The sequence below is a fragment of the Flavobacterium sp. TR2 genome (assembly GCF_025252405.1).
GTDB lineage: Bacteria > Bacteroidota > Bacteroidia > Flavobacteriales > Flavobacteriaceae > Flavobacterium.
The window spans coordinates 525,662-542,488 of the sequence record NZ_CP104307.1; the positions used below are offsets into that span (position 1 = coordinate 525,662).

The following is a 16,827-nucleotide window of genomic DNA, read 5'->3' on the forward strand; positions in this document are numbered from 1 at the left end:
ATTATTATGCTTATTGTACATTTCATTTATAGCCCTATATACATCAGTAAAATTTTAACCGCTTACTAGTATTTAAAATATTTGTTAGTTATGAGCATAGGCCTACTTTTAAAGTAACGGGTCTGTGCTCTGCTTTTTTATATTCTAAAGAAAAAATAAAAAAATGGAAAAATCTTGAAACCAAATCACAAATCAAACGTCTAACATTTTAGAGCATCATTTTATTTCAATTATGAGGTTTCAATCATCAATCAAAAAAACGAATTTCATTAATCTAAAACCATAATCAATACATTATGAAAAAACCAATCAAACTTATTGCGCTTTTTGTTGCCTTTCAGTTTTCGTCATTTAGCACTTTTGCTCAAAATAAAGCACAGCAAATCGAACAGCTTTTGTCCAAGTATAACGAGTACGGGCAATTTAACGGTTCTGCTTTGGTGGCCGAAAACGGAAAAGTAATTTTTAAAAAAGGCTTCGGTTCTGCCAATATGGAATGGAATATTCCGAATCAGCCTGATACCAAATTCAGATTGGGTTCTATCAGCAAACAGTTTACGGCTCTTTTGATTGTAAAACTGGCAGAAGAAGGAAAAATTAAACTTGATGTTCCTATTACTACTTATCTTCCAGATTATCCAAAAGAAAATGGCAGCAAAATTACGATTCACCACTTATTGACTCATACGTCTGGAATTCCAAATTATACTAATGCTCCCAATTTCCTTAAAGATAAAGCAAGAGATCCTTATACTCCAGAAGCATTTGCAAAAACATTTTCGAGTCTTCCGCTAGATTTTGCGCCAGGCGAAAAATTCAATTATAGCAATTCGGGTTACTTTTTATTAGGCTGCATTATCGAAAAAATTACTGGCAAAACGTATGAACAGAATTTGCAGGAAACAATTTTCACGCCTTTAAAAATGGTTAATACGGGTTACGACCATAGCGAAGTAGTCCTAAAAAACAGAGCTGCGGGTTATGAGAAAGAAGGAAAGAAAATTGTCAACGCCTCCTATATTGATATGAGCATTCCGTACGCTGCTGGATCTTTGTATTCTACTGTAGAAGATTTGTATTTGTGGGATCAGGCGCTTTATACAAATAAATTGCTTTCTGAGAAAAGCATGGAATCCTTATTTAAGCCTTACATAAAAGCTTGGGATGGTTTTTACGGATACGGATGGTCAACTTACGAAATTCCAAATGGGAACGACAAATTGACTGTTGTTGAACATGGCGGTGGCATCAACGGATTTAATACTATTATTTCGCGTATTCCAGCAGATAAGAATCTTGTTGTTTTGCTAAATAACACTGGCGGAACTGTTTTGGGAGAAATGAACAAGGCAATTCGCGCTATTTTATACAATCAGCCTTTTAATCAGCCTAAGAAATCACTGGCTCTTGACTTGTTAGATGTTTATGCCGAAAAAGGTGCAACAGCTGGAACAGAAGCTTACAAAAAGCTAAAAAGCGATCCAACTTATGCCATTAAAGAAAGCGACATGAACCGAGTTGGCTATCAATTATTGCAAACTGGAAAAAAGAAAGAAGCTATTGAAGTTTTCAAAATCAATGTAGATTCTTTTCCTCAGTCTGGAAATGCTTACGATAGTTTAGGCGAAGCTTATCTAGCAGATGGAGACAAAAAATTAGCAATGGCCAACTATAAAAAATCGGTTGAACTGGATCCGACAAATGAAAACGGCAAAAAAGTTTTGGAAGAACTTTCAAAAAAATAAAAGCATCCGATTATAAATCAAATGCTTAAAAATGGCTTCGAAAAACTAGATCTGAAATCTATTTTTTCGAAGCTTTTTTGTTACAACTTGAGACATTCAAACTCGGCAATTTATTTTTTAGAAATATTATTTTAGCTCCATCCAAAACAATTGAATCCCCTATGAAAAATCCAAAAAGCTACAGTTTACTGGTATTATTATGCCTTTTAATTTCTTCTAAATCTTTATCGCAAAACAATCAGCCGTTGATGCCAACGCAGCAAAACAAAATCATAATTGATAAAATTGTCGAGGCTGCCCATTATAAAAATTATGTGATTGATTTTTGCTTATCTAAAATAAACGAAGCTTCGGCAAAAGAAGGCTGGAACGAACAAAAAGCTATGGAAATTACTCAAAGCATCAATTACAAAAATTTTAGAGATGCGATTTACAACAGTTTTGTTGTTTTTGACGAAGTTGAACTGGAAACTTTGCTAAAAGCGTACGAAAAAGATACGGCTTATCAAACCCAAAATGTGATGACCAATAATAAAGTGCTCATCAATAATCTGAACATTTTTGCCAATGATATTGTAAAAGGGAAGTATCTTTTGAAGTGAAAAAAAGTTGCTGAGATGCTGAGAAGCTAAGCTTCTAAATTTTTTTAAACCTTTGTCAAAGTTTAAAACTTTGACAAAGGCTATAACTTGAAACTTCAAACTTCAAACTTGAAACTTCAAACTTGAAACCTGAAACTTCAAACTTGAAACAAAAAACCTATTTCTTCGGTTTCAAAACCAGTTTTGTTGATGTTTTTATGATTTCGTCTTTGTTGAGCTTCATTTTTCTGAACTTTCCTGCGTTGTACATTTCGGCCTGATCTGCGTAATGTTTGCTTAAAGGGTTTCCTGATTGGCCTGTTGGCAAAATGCTCCAGCTGTTTTCTACATCGGCAAAATCGATAATTCTTCGTGTTGATGGTCCGCCTTTGACATAATATTTGCCATCATCGTTAAACCCGAAGAATAAATTATTGATTACTTCATTTGAACCAGGAGAATTGAAAGGCCCAACATTAAACAATCCGCGAAGCGCTGCAACTTTCCCAAGCGGATGCTCGTGTTCTACGGTATGCACTTTCCCCCAATTCCATTCTGAAATATTTTCTCCTAGCTGATTTTGCAAAGCAATAACCGCATCATTAAAAGATTTTGTAACAATAGCTGTTCTGGTTTCTTTTACATTTTTTGTTTTGATATTATCCCACCAAACCGAATTTTCGTTTTTTATCTGGTTGGCTATAACTTGTTTTCCAAGAGAAATTCCCAAAAACAGATTGAAGTTATCTTTGCCCATTTCGTCTTCAAATGTGTTTTTCAAGTACAAATAAATCCATTTGTTGTAAATCGTTGGTCCAACGTCTTCTAAATTGGTTGTCCCTTTCCAAGACTGTAAAACTTTTAAAACTTCTTTTTGCCTATTAGAAAGCGATTTTTGATCTAAACTTGCTATTAGATTTTTAGAAGTTTCTACGGCAACATCAGAAGTATTATCATAAATCATTTTACTGATGGCTACTTTATCCCAATCTGATTTTCCATCTAAAATTCCCGAAATTCTTTTTGCTCGATCTTCTGGCAGATAATATCCTGGGTATAAAAAACCATTGTCTATAGCCTCTGGCTGATTATTGGCAGAGTAAACATATCCCCACTCTGGATTTTCAGCTGATGGATTTTCTTCAAAATCTAAAAATTTAGCAATATCATCCTTTCCGCTAGAACCGTCTAAAATCAAGTGGGTGTTGATGCCTTCATTGTGCCTGTACAATTTTCCGCTCGCCCACCAAGCCACATTTCCTTTAGCATCTCCGTACATTACATTCAGTCCTGGAGCGGCAATTAAGCTGACAGATTTTTTAAAATCAGTAGTGTTTTTAGCATGTGAAAGACCATAAGCCGCATCTAAAATCTGGATAGGTTCTCTTGTGTACGTCCACGACATTGCAATCGGGTTTTTCTTTTCTAAACGCTCCATAAAATCATTCATAACGGGACCATGACGCGTAATTTTTACAGTCAAAACAACATCTGAAGAATCTTTAACCTTTATCGTTTTTTTTCTGATTTCATATTTGTCAAAACCTGTCGGAGTCTGATATTGAGAAGCGTCGCCAGCTTTATTTTTTTCCTGATAAAAGTCGATGTCATCATTTTCAAACATCGTCAGACCATAAGCATAATCTCTATTGTGAGCCAAAAGCGGAAATGGCGTTCCTGCCAAATAGCAGCCGTACAGTTCATGTTGCGGAGTTACCAAATGCGCCTCGTACCAAGTTCCTGGCTGCGAGAATCCAATGTGAGGGTCATTTGCAAAAATAACTTTACCCGTTTTCGATTTATGCGGACCAACAACCCAGCTGTTGCTTCCAACAAATGGCGGAATCGGAGATTGATCCAACATAGCAGTTATAGATTTAGAAATCTCGGCATACTCTTCTGTTTTCTCTTTTGAGATTTTAATTTTTGTGTTATTAAATTCTCCTTCAATGCCTAAATCTTTCAAATAAGCAGTTCCGAATTTATTTTTAATGTCGGTCACTAATGGATCTGTTTTCTGAGCCATAGCAAAGCTAAAAGACATATAGCCAAAAATATTGTAAACGTCTTTTATGGTAAACTGCTGTTTTTTTACACCAACCAAAGTAAATTCTATTGGTGTCACTCCTTCTTCCAAATATTGGTTAATGCCATCCAGATAAGCCTGAGTCAGTTTATAGCTTTCGCTGTTTTTATCCAATTTTGCGATAGCTTTAGCGGAAGCTTCTTCAATTCCTATTCCAGCAAAAAACTTGTCATTTTTAAGCGCGACGCCCCCAAAAATTTCGGAGAGACGTCCTGGAGCAATTCGGCGCAACAATTCCATCTGCCATAATCTTTCCTGTGCGTGCACATAACCAAGGGCTGTCATAGCATCTTTTTCGGAGTCAGCATAAATATGCGGCACGCCAAAATCATCAAAATAAACTGTAGTTTCTTTTTCAAGATTTTTTAATTCTAATGATCCTTCATATTTCGGCTTGAGATGAAAAATATAAGCGCATAAACCAATTGCAAGAATTACAATAAGAACCAATACAGTCAGCAGGATTTTTTTAATTATTCTCATGTTCTAAAAAGATGAAATTTAAAATGATGTAACTTTTCTATAAAATTTTATAAAAGGCAATTCTCTTTAAAACTCTAAATTTATGTATTTAAAATTAATACTATAAATGTCCATCTATAAAAAAATAGCGATTGTAGCAATTTCTTTTCTTGCAATTGTAATTCTTGCCAATATCGCGCTGAATTACTGGATTAAAAAGCAGCTTCCAATCATTATTCACGAGAAAAATAAAACTGCCTACAACATTAACTACGAAAAAATCGAAGTCTCTCTCTTTTCTCGAAATATTAACGCTCAAACTTTGCTGGTAAGCCCTAAAAATGAGCCAAAAGACAGTAAAAATGGACTTTTTACCAAAATTGAATCGATTACAATTAAGCATTTCAATATTTGGGATTTGGCGTTTCGCGATATTATTCAGGCTGAAAGCATCATCATCAATAAACCTCGCGTCATTTTATACAAAAAAGGAGAAAAACTGCTAAATAACAGCAAAAGCATTAAAACCGAAATCATAGAACCGTTTCGTAAAATTATTGCTGTTTCGAATATTTATCTGAACAACGGAACAGTCGATGTTGTTTCCTTAGATAGCAAAAAACCTATTTTCAGCATCAAAAAAATCCTTTTAAAACTGGAAGGCATTTTAATTACCGACGCTACCTTAAAAGAAAAAATTCCGCTTCAATATAAAAATTATGCTTTGGTCTGCGACAGCTTGTTTTATAGGCCAAATGGTTTTTATGATATCAATATTGGAAAAATAAGCACCGAAAAAAATTTCTTAAAGATTAATAATTTCTCCAATCTCCCTCAATTTGAACGACGAGAATTTCTAAAACGTCTTGAAAAAGAAAAGGACATTTACAATTTGAAGTTTGACTCTGCCCAAGTTGAAAAAATGGATTGGGGTTTTAAAAATGACCGCTTTTATTTTAAGGCAAATTCGCTGGTTATTAATCATTTTGATGCCAATATTTATCGCGGAAAAATGCTGAAAGATGATTTGAGCAAAAAATACCTGTACAGTCATTTGCTGCGAAATCTAAAATTCCCTCTTCAAATTGATACGCTGCAGGTTTTAAAATCGAAATTGGTGTACGAAGAAGAACTCGATTTTTCTGACGGTCCTGGAGTATTGACTTTTGACCGTTTCAATATGCAGGCGACCAATTTAAAAAGCGGTTTTGGTCTAACCAAAACAGACGATGTAAAAATCAAAGTCAAATGTATTTTTATGAAAAACTCTCCTCTTGATGTTGATTGGAGTTTTAATGTTTTGGATAAGAGCGACGGATTTCACATTCAAGGCGTGATCTCAAATTTTGATGTCACAGGAATGACAAGATTTACAAAACCGTATATTAACACAACTTTTACCGGCACTTTTCATAAATACCGTTTCAATTTCTACGGAAACGATAATGGGTCAAAAGGAAATGCTTCTTTAGATTACGACGATCTAAAAGTAAAATTGTACCAGAAGAAAAAACCTGAAAAAGAAGCCAAACTCAAAACCGCAATTGCAAATTTATTAGTCAAAAACGATTCGAAGGACAAAGCCAAAACCGCCGAAGTTGAAGTAGAACGGCTTCAAGACAGATCGTTCTATAACCTATTGTGGAGAAGCATAGCAGAGTCTTTGAAGAAGATTTTGATTTAATTTTTTTTCTGCCACGAATTCACGAATTTAATTTAAGAAAGTTCCTGAATTAATGGCAACCAATCTGTAAAGATTTCAATTTTAAACATAGCCTGCGGTTTCAACCGCAGGTACACAACGCGCATTCGCAACGCATATTCACAACGCATTTACACAAAACGTTTTCCAAAAATACGTCCCACTCGGTTGAAACCGCGGGCTATATTATGATTGGGAACATTTAAAAAATATTTATAGAAGATTTTGATATAAAATCCTATTGGCAAATATAGCCTGCGGTTTCAACCGCAGGTACACAACGCATTTACACAAAACGTTTTCCAAAAATACGTCCCACGCGGTTGAAACCGAGGGCTATATTATGATTGGGAACATTTAAAAAATATTTATAGATGATTTTAATATAAAATCCTATTGGCAAATATAGCCTGCGGTTTCAACCGCAGGTACACAACGCGTATTCGCAACGCATATTCACAACGCATTTGCACAAAATGTTTTCCAAAAATACGTCCCACGCGGTTGAAACCGCGGGCTATATTATAATTGGGAACATTTAAAAAATCAACTCGTGTTAATTTTTGCAATTCGTGGCAACCAACCTCTAAACCTGATATTTGTCAGGTTTTATCAAAATTTATTTTTTTTCATTTGTCTCTATTTTAATCTGAATAAAAATGACAAAAAATAACCTGCATACTTTTCATATTCCGGTAATGGGACTTGCTTATACAATTGATAGCCCGATCCGAGTAGCGCAGTACGGGATTTCATCTGTGATTGCTCTTGCCGATGATGATCTGATTGAGAAGATGCGTAATTTTTACAGCACAAAATTCAATATCCCATACGAAGAAATTACGCAAAAATTTCATGATTACCGTGCCGAAAGAATTACCTCTTATTTAAATTTAGTTGATAAGATTGTAAAAGAAAAGTTCGAAAATTTTAAAACAGAATTGGCTGAAAGCAAAACGGCATTAGAAAATTTCATGTCAATGCTCCCGAATACTTCTGACATAAAAAAAGGATTTCAGAATATACTCGACGACGGAATTGCTTTTAAAGAAAACATTCAGCATTATATTGAATCGCATCTTTTTCCGGGAGAAATTGATGTGAACATCATGACGAAATTAGACAAAGATAATTTTGCCAAAAACGAACAGCTTCCGATTGAATTTAATGATGCTCATGCCGCTTTAAGAGGTTTTGCCAACAGTAATCTGGAATCTTCTGTGGTTCTTTCTGCCGGAATGAATCCGAGATTGTTTGGTTACTTCGAAAATTTCAAAGATTTTTTCCCAAATGAAAATAACGAGCTGAAAAAGAAAATCATTTTGAAAGTAAGTGATTTTAGGTCGGCAATGATTCAAGGAAATTTTTTGGCTAAAAAAGGTTTATGGGTTTCCGAATACCGAATTGAATCTGGATTAAACTGCGGAGGGCACGCTTTTGCAACTGACGGACTCTTATTGGGCACCATTTTAGAAGAATTCAAGCAAAAAAAAGAACAATTGGTACAATCGGCCCACGATTTAATGATTAAAGCCTTACAGGCAAAAAATCAGCATTTTCCTGAGAATCCTCTAGAATTAAAAATTACAGTTCAAGGCGGAGTTGGAACAGCACAAGAACATGAATTTTTATTAGAAGAATACCATGTAGATTCTATAGGCTGGGGTTCACCTTTTTTGCTAGTTCCCGAAGCCACTTCTGTAGATAAAGAAACACGCAATTTATTGATGAATGCTAAAGAAGACGATTTCTACTTGAGCAACATTTCGCCTTTGGGAGTTCCTTTTAATACTTTAAAGGGAACAACAAATGAATTTTTAAAGCAAAAACGAATTCAGGAAAATAAAGCTGGAAGTTCTTGCCCGAAGAAATTTTTAGCTTTAAGCAAAGAATATGATCCGCACGGAATTTGTACTGCGTCAAAAAAATATCAAGATATAAAACTGGAAGAATTAGAAAGTAAAAGAGACACGATTTCTGACGATGCGTTTGAAAAAAGTAAAATCAAAATCACCGAAAAATCATGTTTATGCGTTGGTTTGGCCAATGCTTCTTATCTGGAAAATGACATTAAAATAAAAGGCCAGGCACAAGGGGTTGTAATTTGCCCAGGTCCAAATTTGGCTTATTTTGATCAGGAAGTTTCTTTAAAAGATATGATCCAACATATTTATCAAGGAAAATCGATTATCAGAACCGAACGTCCAAACTTGTTTATAAAAGAGCTCAAAATGTACGTTGCGTATTTTAGAAATGAAATCCAATCTATTTCTGGAGAACTTACTGCTGCTCAGATTAAAAAATGGAATACTTTTAAATCTAATCTGTTGGATGGAATTGAGTATTATAAAAATTTATTTGAATCGACATCGATCTTTAAGGGTCATCTTGATCAACTCGATTCTTGTAAATCAGAATTAGTTGGTATAAAAATTCCCGTTTCAGAGTCGGTTTAAAAATGAAACCCCAAATTATCACCTAATTTGGGGTTTATTTTTATTTATAGAAAAACTATTCTTTCTTTTTGTTTTTACTGTCAATAACAGCTCCAGTTCCTGTTCCGACTGCTGCTCCAGCTAAACCTCCAATAATGGCGCCCTCACCTTTTTTCTTACTGACAATTGCTCCAGTTGCAGCACCAACTCCCGCACCAATTACTGCGCCCTTAGCAGTTGCACTCCAACCTTTCTTTTTGGCTGGTGTGGCGGCTGTCGCATCTTGCTGATGCACTACAACAACTTTTTCTTTTTGAGCTTCGATCTTCTGTTCATTTATCTTAGCCATTTCAGTCTTCATCGAATCGATAACGCGCTGTTTGTTAATCTCAACTTTCATTGAATCAATGCTGGCTTGTTTGGCTTTATTAATATCTTCTTTGTTTTGTTGTTGACAAGAAGTTAAAAATATCACGGTCAATAAAATATATAAGCCTTTCATGATTGTAACTTTTTTAAATTATACAATACAAAATAAGCAATATCTGTTATAACGGTTGTTACAGAATTTTTTATAAAATTTATAAGATTACGCTAAGGAATATTCTCTCACTAACATTTTACTTCTAAAAATCTCGCAAAGATGCAAAGTTTAATTTTAAGTTGCCTCTAGCTTTAAACTAGAGATAAAATTGATAAGTAATAAAGCAGGAAGCAATTCATATAATAATTTAAAAAACTTTGCGTCTTTGCGACTTTGAGCAATTACTCTTACTTTCCTAAAATCCCTTTTTTAAGAATTTGTCCGAAGTCATACATATCTTCATAAGAACAATACAAAGGAACTGGAGCAAGACGAATAACATTAGGTTCGCGCCAATCTGTAATGACTCCGTTTTTCATTAAATAATCAAATAATGCTCTTCCTTCTCCGTGTAAAAACACCGATAACTGCGAAGCTCTTTCTTTTGGATCTGAAGGCGTGATGATTTCGAAAGTGCTTTCTACTTCCTTATCAATTTCATGAAGAATAAATTCAAGGTAAGAAGTGATATGATCACGTTTTGCAATTAGAGCGTCCATTCCAACCTCAGCAAACATTTCTACCGAGGCTAAGTATGGCGCTAACGATAAAACAGGAAGATTGCTAATCTGCCATCCGTCTGCTCCATGAACAGGATCAAAGTTTGGTTCCATTTTAAAACGGCGCTCTTTATTGTGTCCCCACCAGCCCGCAAATCTTGGCAAATTTGAATTGTGATGTTTTTGGTGAACGAAACATCCTGAAGCGTTTCCTGGACCTGAATTCATATATTTATAACTGCACCAAGCAGCAAAATCTACATTCCAATCGTGAAGTTCTAATTTGATATTTCCAGCAGCGTGTGCCAAATCCCAACCCACTTTTGCTCCAACTTTTTGTCCAGCTGCAGTTATGGTTTTAATATCAAAAACTTGTCCTGTATAATAATTTACTCCGCCAATTAAAACCAAAGCCAGTTCATCGCCAACTTCATCAATTTTTGCTAAAACATCTTCCAAACGAATATTGTGTTCTCCTTCTCTGCGTTTAATTTCTACAATCGCATCTTCAGGTTTGTATCCGTGAAAGTTCACTTGGCTTTGAAACATATATTGATCTGACGGAAAAGCTTTTTCTTCGCAGATAATTTTATAACGTGTTTTGGTCGGCTGATAAAAAGAAACCATCAATAAGTGAAGATTTACCGTCAAAGTATTCATCACCGTAACTTCTGACGGAAGCGCTCCAACAATCTTACTCAACGGTTCTGCAAATCTTTCCTGATAATCCCACCAAGGTTTTTCAGCATAAAAATGACCTTCAACTGCCAGTTCTGCCCAATCGTTCATTACTTCATCAATATAAGCTTTGGTACGTTTTGGCTGCAGCCCCAAAGAATTTCCGGTGAAATAAATTACTCGCTTGTCATTTACTTTAGGAAAAATAAACTGATCCTGATAATGGTTTAATGCGTCTTTCGAATCTAGCTCTCGTGCAAATTCGCGTGTATTTTGAAAAGTCATTTTGTTTTTGTTTTGGATGCTAAAATAACAAAAATTGTTTGTTTTGTTTTGTTTCGAGGGGGGCAAGTTTCATGTTTCAAGTTTCAGGTTTCAAGTTTCATGTTTCTAGTTTCAGGTTTCATGTTTAAAGTTTAAAGTTTCATGTTGATATGCTTTGTGTGTTTTTACCGTAAAGTACGCAAAGTCTTTTTTAAGTTTTATGTTTAAACGCTAAGCTCGCAAAGCTTTGCGTTCTTTTTAATTTGGCAAAAACAAATTGAGTGGAAAATCCTTGCGGACTTTGCGGTAAAATTTCGCAACGAATGTTAAACCTGAAACTTGAAACATGAAACATGAAACCTGAAACTAGAAACATGAAACATGAAACTTGAAACTCGAAACCATTAAAAAACAGAAAACCCGACAGATTATAAAAAACTGTCGGGTTCTTATATTGAAAATTAATTCCGATTAAAGAATTAACATCGCATCTCCGTAAGAATAGAATTTGTATCCTTCTTTGATTGCTTCTTCGTATGCTTTTTTCATTAAATCGTGACCACAGAAAGCAGAAATCATCATTAATAATGTTGATTTTGGCGTGTGGAAATTCGTAATCATACAGTTTGCAATACTGAAATCGTGAGGAGGGAAAATAAATTTATTTGTCCAACCTTCGTAAGGGTTTAAAGTATTTGCAGAAGAAACTGAACTTTCAATTGCACGCATAGAAGTTGTTCCTACGGCACAGATACGTTTTTTCTTTGCTTTTCCTTCGTTTACAATATCACAAGCTTTTTGCGTAATGATCAATTCCTCAGAATCCATTTTGTGCTTAGATAAATCCTCAACCTCAACTGGGTTAAAAGTTCCTAAACCTACGTGTAAAGTTACCTCAGCAAAATTCACTCCTTTGATTTCTAATTTTTTCAAAAGGTGTTTTGAGAAGTGTAAACCAGCAGTTGGCGCCGCTACAGCTCCTTCTTCTTTTGCGTAGATTGTTTGGTATCTTTCAGCATCTTCTGGAGTAACATCTCTGTTGATGTATTTCGGAATTGGAGTTTCTCCAAGTTCAGTCAATTTATTTCTGAATTCTTCGTAAGAACCGTCATATAAGAAACGTAAAGTTCTTCCGCGAGAAGTTGTATTGTCGATTACCTCAGCAACTAACGAATCGTCGTCACCAAAATAAAGTTTGTTACCAATACGGATTTTTCTAGCTGGATCAACTAGGACATCCCAAAGTCTTTGCTCAGAATTTAATTCTCTTAACAAGAAAACTTCAATTCTAGCTCCAGTTTTTTCTTTGTTTCCGTACAAACGTGCAGGGAAAACTTTTGTATTATTTAAAATTAAAACGTCTCCGTCATCAAAATAGTTGATCACGTCTTTAAACATTTTATGTTCGATAGTGTTTTTTTTACGGTCAATTACCATTAAGCGAGATTCGTCTCTGTTTTCTGCTGGAAATTCAGCCAAAAGTTCTTTCGGTAAGTTGAAATTGAAGTGTGATAATTTCATATTTGAATTGTTGATTTTAGAGTGTAGCTTTTAGATTTGTTTATCTAAAATTTTAAATCGGTTGCAAATATACGATTGTGAGATAGCCGTTGTCAAGTGTTTTGGCTTTTATTTTCAAAAGTCCTTGATTTTGTGAGGTTTCTAGAACCATTAAAAATGTTTTTTTGAACCATATAAGTGATATAAGTTCATATTAACTGGAATTTTACATACTATTTAAACCTGACAGGTTTAAAAAACCTGTCAGGTTTGCTTTTAGATACGCATAAAAAAACCTCTGGTTAAAACCAGAGGCTCAATTGATTAAGCTTTACTTTAAGCCTTTATTTAAATGACCTTATATCACTTATATGGTTCAAAAAATTTTACAGTTCTGAAATTTGAAAATTTAAAGCTTTCAAATCGTTCCAAAAATCTGGATACGATTTAGAAACTACTTCTGCATCATCAATAATGATTGGCACTTTGATAGCCAATGGAGCAAATGCCATTGCCATACGGTGATCATTGTAGGTTGCAACATGAATATCATGTTTTATATCATCAGACTTCACTAAAGTCAAGCTGTCATTGGTTACTGAAATATTCGCGCCCAATTTGGTCAGCTCAGTTTTAAGTGCTTCCAAACGGTCTGTTTCTTTTATTTTTAAAGTATGAAGACCTGTTAAGTGGCATCCAATTCCGAGACCTAAACAAGTTACTACAATAGTCTGAGCAATATCTGGAGTATTATTTAATTCGAAATTTACATCTTGATAGTTAAATCCAGAAACTTTTTCCAAGGTCATTTTATTGTTTTGGAAAGTTGTTTTCACACCCATTTTTTCATAAAGAGAAACTAGCTCAGAATCTCCCTGAAGACTGTTTTCTTTGTAGCTGCTTAGCGTAATTTTTGCCGCATCTGATAGCGCTACAAGACTGAAGAAATAGGAGGCAGAACTCCAATCGGATTCTACGACCATTTCTTTTGATTCTACTGCTTCCTTAGGAAAAACTTTGATTACGTTTCCTTCAAAACTGGTTTTTATATCAAGATCATTAAGCAAAGCTAAAGTCATTTTGATATATGGAATCGAAGTGATTTCTCCTTCTAAAGTAAGTTCTAAACCATTGTCTAATTTTGAAGCCACCAATAAAAGCGCCGAAATATATTGGCTGCTCACATTTGCCGCTAAAGTTACTTTTGAAGCGGTAACTTTTTTTCCTTTAATTCGAATTGGTGGATATCCTTCCTGTTTTTCGTATGAAATCTCAACTCCCAACTGTGCCAGAGCCTCAACCAAAATCTTAATCGGGCGTTCCTGCATTCTGCTAGAACCGGTCAAAACTACTTCTCTGCCTTCGTTAACCGAAAAATAAGCAGTCAAAAAACGCATTGCTGTTCCTGCGTGATGTATGTCTACAATTTCATCATTTCCCGCTAAAGCTTTCTGCATTACTTCGCTATCGTCTGAGTTAGAAGTGTTGGCTAGAGTAATATTTGGGAATAATGCCTTTAATAGCAATAAACGATTGGTTTCACTTTTAGATCCAGTGATATTTAGTTGCGAATCATCAATAGTAAATATTGAATTCGTGCTTAATTTTAAATTCATTTTTTTAATTGTAAGTTGTGAATTTTGAATTATGAATGATTAGAAACATAATTCAGCCCTGCAATTTACCACTCCCCATTCATAATTCAAAATTCAAAACTCATAATTCAAAACTTATGAGTGATATTTCACAATTATTTCAATTTATCATTGTTTTTGTGACGATCTTTATCTCTAACCGATTTTAGATCCATTTTTTTATCGAAAGCAGCCTGCAAATCAATTCCGGTCTGATTGGCCAGACAAAGCACCACAAAAACAACATCTGCCAATTCTTCTCCTAAGTCTTTGTTTTTATCGCTTTCTTTTTCAGACTGTTCTCCGTAACGGCGCGCAATAATTCTGGCAACTTCACCAACTTCTTCAGTCAGCTGCGCCATATTGGTCAATTCGTTAAAATAGCGAACACCGTGCTCTTTTATCCAAGTATCAACATCCAATTGTGCATTTTTCAAATCCATCTTCTATATCTTTTTAATATTTATTTTTCATTTTGGCTTACGATCATTTTCTGAGAAAACTCTTTTATCGTTCCGTACTCCTCAGCTGCAAAAATACTATTGTTGATTTCTTTTTGGCTGCCAATTTGAATTTTGTTTTTGAATTGTTATTGCGCTCCAGAAAAAGCAATGAAGAGAGAAAAATCTCGACATGATATTAAATACGCTTTAAAACGATTTTCTCTGTTTGTTTTGCAACCATCAGCTTATAATATTCTTTTAGCATATCATATTTCTCAGCAGAAACAATCGCTTCATTTATCTGATGCAAAATAGACAATTGTAAAGTATCTCCATTGGCTACGATATTAAATTTAAAAGCGCCAAGATTCTCTTCCATTGTCATTGCAGCAGGAGCTGGCAATGTTTCAACTGCAAACCCTTCTGGGATTTTAATCGTGATATTATACTTATCTGCAAAAGGATAGCTAAAATCAACTGGATATTCTCGCACTTCTTGTTTAAAAGGGTTTTTATCGTTGGTAAAAAACAGCATCGGGCTTACGTATATTTTATCGCCAATCAGCTCGCAAAGATTATTTCCTGTAAAAGAATACGTTTCTATAATAGGAAGAAGCAGATCTTTTTCATTCGTTTTGGAGTACTCGCTAATTTCTATTTTATTATTTTGGTTTTCCAGTTTTTCTAAATATTCTTCTTCTTTTAAGCTTTCGATATTGCTTCGTGTGATCATTGCATTATAATCAACGCACTGTCTTCTTGTTTTACCCGTAATTTTTCCAGTGCTGTCAATACTGTAATTCATAAAAACATTATCGGCTGAAGTTTTTTCTGGCATTAAATTAATTTCTTGCGATGACCCGTCTTTTCTGATCAATCTTCCTGACCAGTTTAAAACTCTTAGCGGTAAAATATTTGGAACCGAATATTTGTCAGTTGCATCTAATAAAATATTTCCGTTTGGCGTTTCAACTGCAGCAATTACATAATTAAATGCCGTTCTGTTTGGAAAAAGAGCAATTCCGTTTGAACGCGTACTTACTAAAACTGGATTTGCTGTCAATCCTGAATAACGCAGCATTGCAGTAAGCATTAGATTAATATCTGCAATGTTGCCTGTTTTTTCTTTATACGCTTTTTTTACGCCGTTGTCGCAGGAATAACCTGTGTAACTGTTCCATTTCATGTTTGTTTTTACATGATTAAAAATAGCCCAAATTTTTTCCTCAGGTGTTTTAGTGTCTGCAAGCAGCTTTTTCAAATCTTCTTCAAAATAGCCAGTTTTATTTAATTCAGGGCCAAAATCGTCGTATTCATAAATTGTTCTTACAACAGAATTCCAATCTGAAGAATATTCTTTCATTGGAGAATTTGGAAACTTTGTTAATGATAGCTCATGAGAAACCGCTGACATATAGTTTTCGATATTATTTACATAAGCTTCATCTTTCATTGCCGGTAAATCTACAGCAATAAAAGTGGTTTGATTTTCCATATAATCATGTTTCTCTGTTGAAAAAGAAGTAGGTGCAGAACCTGGCCCAAAGTTTCTTTCTTTAACATTAAAAGTTATCGATTTTGGATTTTTTACTGTGGTAACTTTTGGAAAAACATACCCTTTTTGTCTTGAATTAAAAACATAATATTCAGGAATATAAGTTGAGAATTCAGAATAATTTACAGGAATGCTGGATTGAAAAGCCCATTCTCTGATAATTCTAGGATTCGGACATTTTATAGTATATCGAAACTCTATTACAGACCCTTCTTTTACATTTGGCATTGTCATTTTCTTCTGACCTACAAATTTACTCAAGACTTCATCAAAAACGCCGTCACTTTTCAGCTTTGTTTTCTCAATTTTACCATTCACTAAATTATAAGTAACGGCATCCTCAAAAAATACTTTTTCTTTTAAATTACTGTTATTTTGATACCATACTGCTTGGTTGGCCCAATCGTATCCTTCTTTTTTATAGATTTTAATTCTAGTTTCCACATTAGTGAATGTGACAAAACCATCATTAGGATCATATTCAACTCTTGCTGTCCCTCTTTTATACAAAATAGCTGCCACGGCCGTCGAATCTTTTGGATGCGACTTTTGTTCTAATTCTGCAATAGACACTTTTCCTAATTTGAACTCCTGTGAAACTGCTTTGGGAGTGATTAATAAAATCACAAACAGTAGTGATAGTTTAATAATTTTCATTG

Annotated in this window: 11 protein-coding genes; 4 read left to right on the plus strand and 7 right to left on the minus strand. The window is 34.5% G+C overall.

Translation table 11 applies throughout. The features are described 5' to 3' along the window. Positions 1-296 precede the first annotated feature (296 nt). Both N4T20_RS02700 and N4T20_RS02705 read left to right on the plus strand, forming a co-directional pair. The gene (locus tag N4T20_RS02700) at positions 297-1,745 is read left to right on the plus strand and encodes a serine hydrolase (protein WP_260671591.1); all 1,449 of its coding nucleotides are present in this window, start codon (positions 297-299) and stop codon (positions 1,743-1,745) included. A gap of 161 nt (positions 1,746-1,906) precedes the next feature. After that, positions 1,907-2,347, plus strand: a complete 441-nt coding sequence (locus N4T20_RS02705) for a hypothetical protein (protein WP_260671592.1) — start codon at positions 1,907-1,909, stop codon at positions 2,345-2,347. A gap of 157 nt (positions 2,348-2,504) precedes the next feature. Here N4T20_RS02705 and N4T20_RS02710 read toward each other — a convergent pair whose 3' ends face one another. Continuing rightward, the gene (locus N4T20_RS02710; protein WP_260671593.1) at positions 2,505-4,895 is read right to left on the minus strand and encodes a penicillin acylase family protein; all 2,391 of its coding nucleotides are present in this window, start codon (positions 4,893-4,895) and stop codon (positions 2,505-2,507) included. Positions 4,896-5,001: 106 nt separating this feature from the next. Between N4T20_RS02710 and N4T20_RS02715 the strand changes: the two genes are divergently transcribed. Then, entirely contained in the window at positions 5,002-6,558 is a 1,557-nt protein-coding gene (locus tag N4T20_RS02715) for a hypothetical protein (protein ID WP_260671594.1), read from the plus strand. Positions 6,559-7,235: 677 nt separating this feature from the next. After that, a complete protein-coding gene (locus N4T20_RS02720) occupies positions 7,236-9,032 on the plus strand; it encodes a hypothetical protein (RefSeq protein ID WP_260671595.1) in 1,797 nt (598 codons plus the stop codon). Positions 9,033-9,087: 55 nt separating this feature from the next. Here the strand turns inward: N4T20_RS02720 and N4T20_RS02725 are convergent, their stop codons facing one another. From N4T20_RS02725 to N4T20_RS02750, 6 genes are all read right to left on the minus strand, one after another. Further along, positions 9,088-9,513 carry a YMGG-like glycine zipper-containing protein gene (locus tag N4T20_RS02725; RefSeq protein ID WP_260671596.1) on the minus strand — a complete coding sequence of 142 codons (426 nt, stop codon included), beginning with the start codon at positions 9,511-9,513 and terminating at the stop codon, positions 9,088-9,090. Positions 9,514-9,782: 269 nt separating this feature from the next. Continuing rightward, positions 9,783-11,057: a kynureninase gene (gene kynU / locus N4T20_RS02730; protein ID WP_260671597.1), complete on the minus strand. Its 1,275-nt coding sequence runs from the start codon at positions 11,055-11,057 to the stop codon at positions 9,783-9,785. A 450-nt stretch (positions 11,058-11,507) separates the two neighbouring features. After that, on the minus strand, positions 11,508-12,557 hold the full coding sequence (gene queA, locus N4T20_RS02735) for a tRNA preQ1(34) S-adenosylmethionine ribosyltransferase-isomerase QueA (protein WP_008465005.1): 1,050 nt from the start codon (positions 12,555-12,557) through the stop codon (positions 11,508-11,510). A gap of 365 nt (positions 12,558-12,922) precedes the next feature. Beyond that, the gene (gene aroA, locus N4T20_RS02740; protein ID WP_260671598.1) at positions 12,923-14,152 is read right to left on the minus strand and encodes a 3-phosphoshikimate 1-carboxyvinyltransferase; all 1,230 of its coding nucleotides are present in this window, start codon (positions 14,150-14,152) and stop codon (positions 12,923-12,925) included. Between the two features lie 134 nt (positions 14,153-14,286). Then, the gene (locus N4T20_RS02745; RefSeq protein ID WP_012022600.1) at positions 14,287-14,613 is read right to left on the minus strand and encodes a nucleotide pyrophosphohydrolase; all 327 of its coding nucleotides are present in this window, start codon (positions 14,611-14,613) and stop codon (positions 14,287-14,289) included. 196 nt (positions 14,614-14,809) lie between these two features. Beyond that, positions 14,810-16,825: a DUF3857 domain-containing protein gene (locus N4T20_RS02750; RefSeq protein ID WP_260671599.1), complete on the minus strand. Its 2,016-nt coding sequence runs from the start codon at positions 16,823-16,825 to the stop codon at positions 14,810-14,812. Positions 16,826-16,827: the final 2 nt, after the last annotated feature.

Coding starts and splice junctions, on each gene's coding strand:
- N4T20_RS02745 (WP_012022600.1), bottom strand. CDS start 14,613: ATGGATTTGAAAAATGCACAATTGGATGTTGATACTTGGATAAAAGAG.
- queA (WP_008465005.1), bottom strand. CDS start 12,557: ATGAAATTATCACACTTCAATTTCAACTTACCGAAAGAACTTTTGGCT.
- N4T20_RS02710 (WP_260671593.1), bottom strand. CDS start 4,895: ATGAGAATAATTAAAAAAATCCTGCTGACTGTATTGGTTCTTATTGTA.
- N4T20_RS02750 (WP_260671599.1), bottom strand. CDS start 16,825: ATGAAAATTATTAAACTATCACTACTGTTTGTGATTTTATTAATCACT.
- N4T20_RS02720 (WP_260671595.1), top strand. CDS start 7,236: ATGACAAAAAATAACCTGCATACTTTTCATATTCCGGTAATGGGACTT.
- N4T20_RS02725 (WP_260671596.1), bottom strand. CDS start 9,513: ATGAAAGGCTTATATATTTTATTGACCGTGATATTTTTAACTTCTTGT.
- N4T20_RS02705 (WP_260671592.1), top strand. CDS start 1,907: ATGAAAAATCCAAAAAGCTACAGTTTACTGGTATTATTATGCCTTTTA.
- N4T20_RS02700 (WP_260671591.1), top strand. CDS start 297: ATGAAAAAACCAATCAAACTTATTGCGCTTTTTGTTGCCTTTCAGTTT.
- aroA (WP_260671598.1), bottom strand. CDS start 14,152: ATGAATTTAAAATTAAGCACGAATTCAATATTTACTATTGATGATTCG.
- N4T20_RS02715 (WP_260671594.1), top strand. CDS start 5,002: ATGTCCATCTATAAAAAAATAGCGATTGTAGCAATTTCTTTTCTTGCA.
- kynU (WP_260671597.1), bottom strand. CDS start 11,057: ATGACTTTTCAAAATACACGCGAATTTGCACGAGAGCTAGATTCGAAA.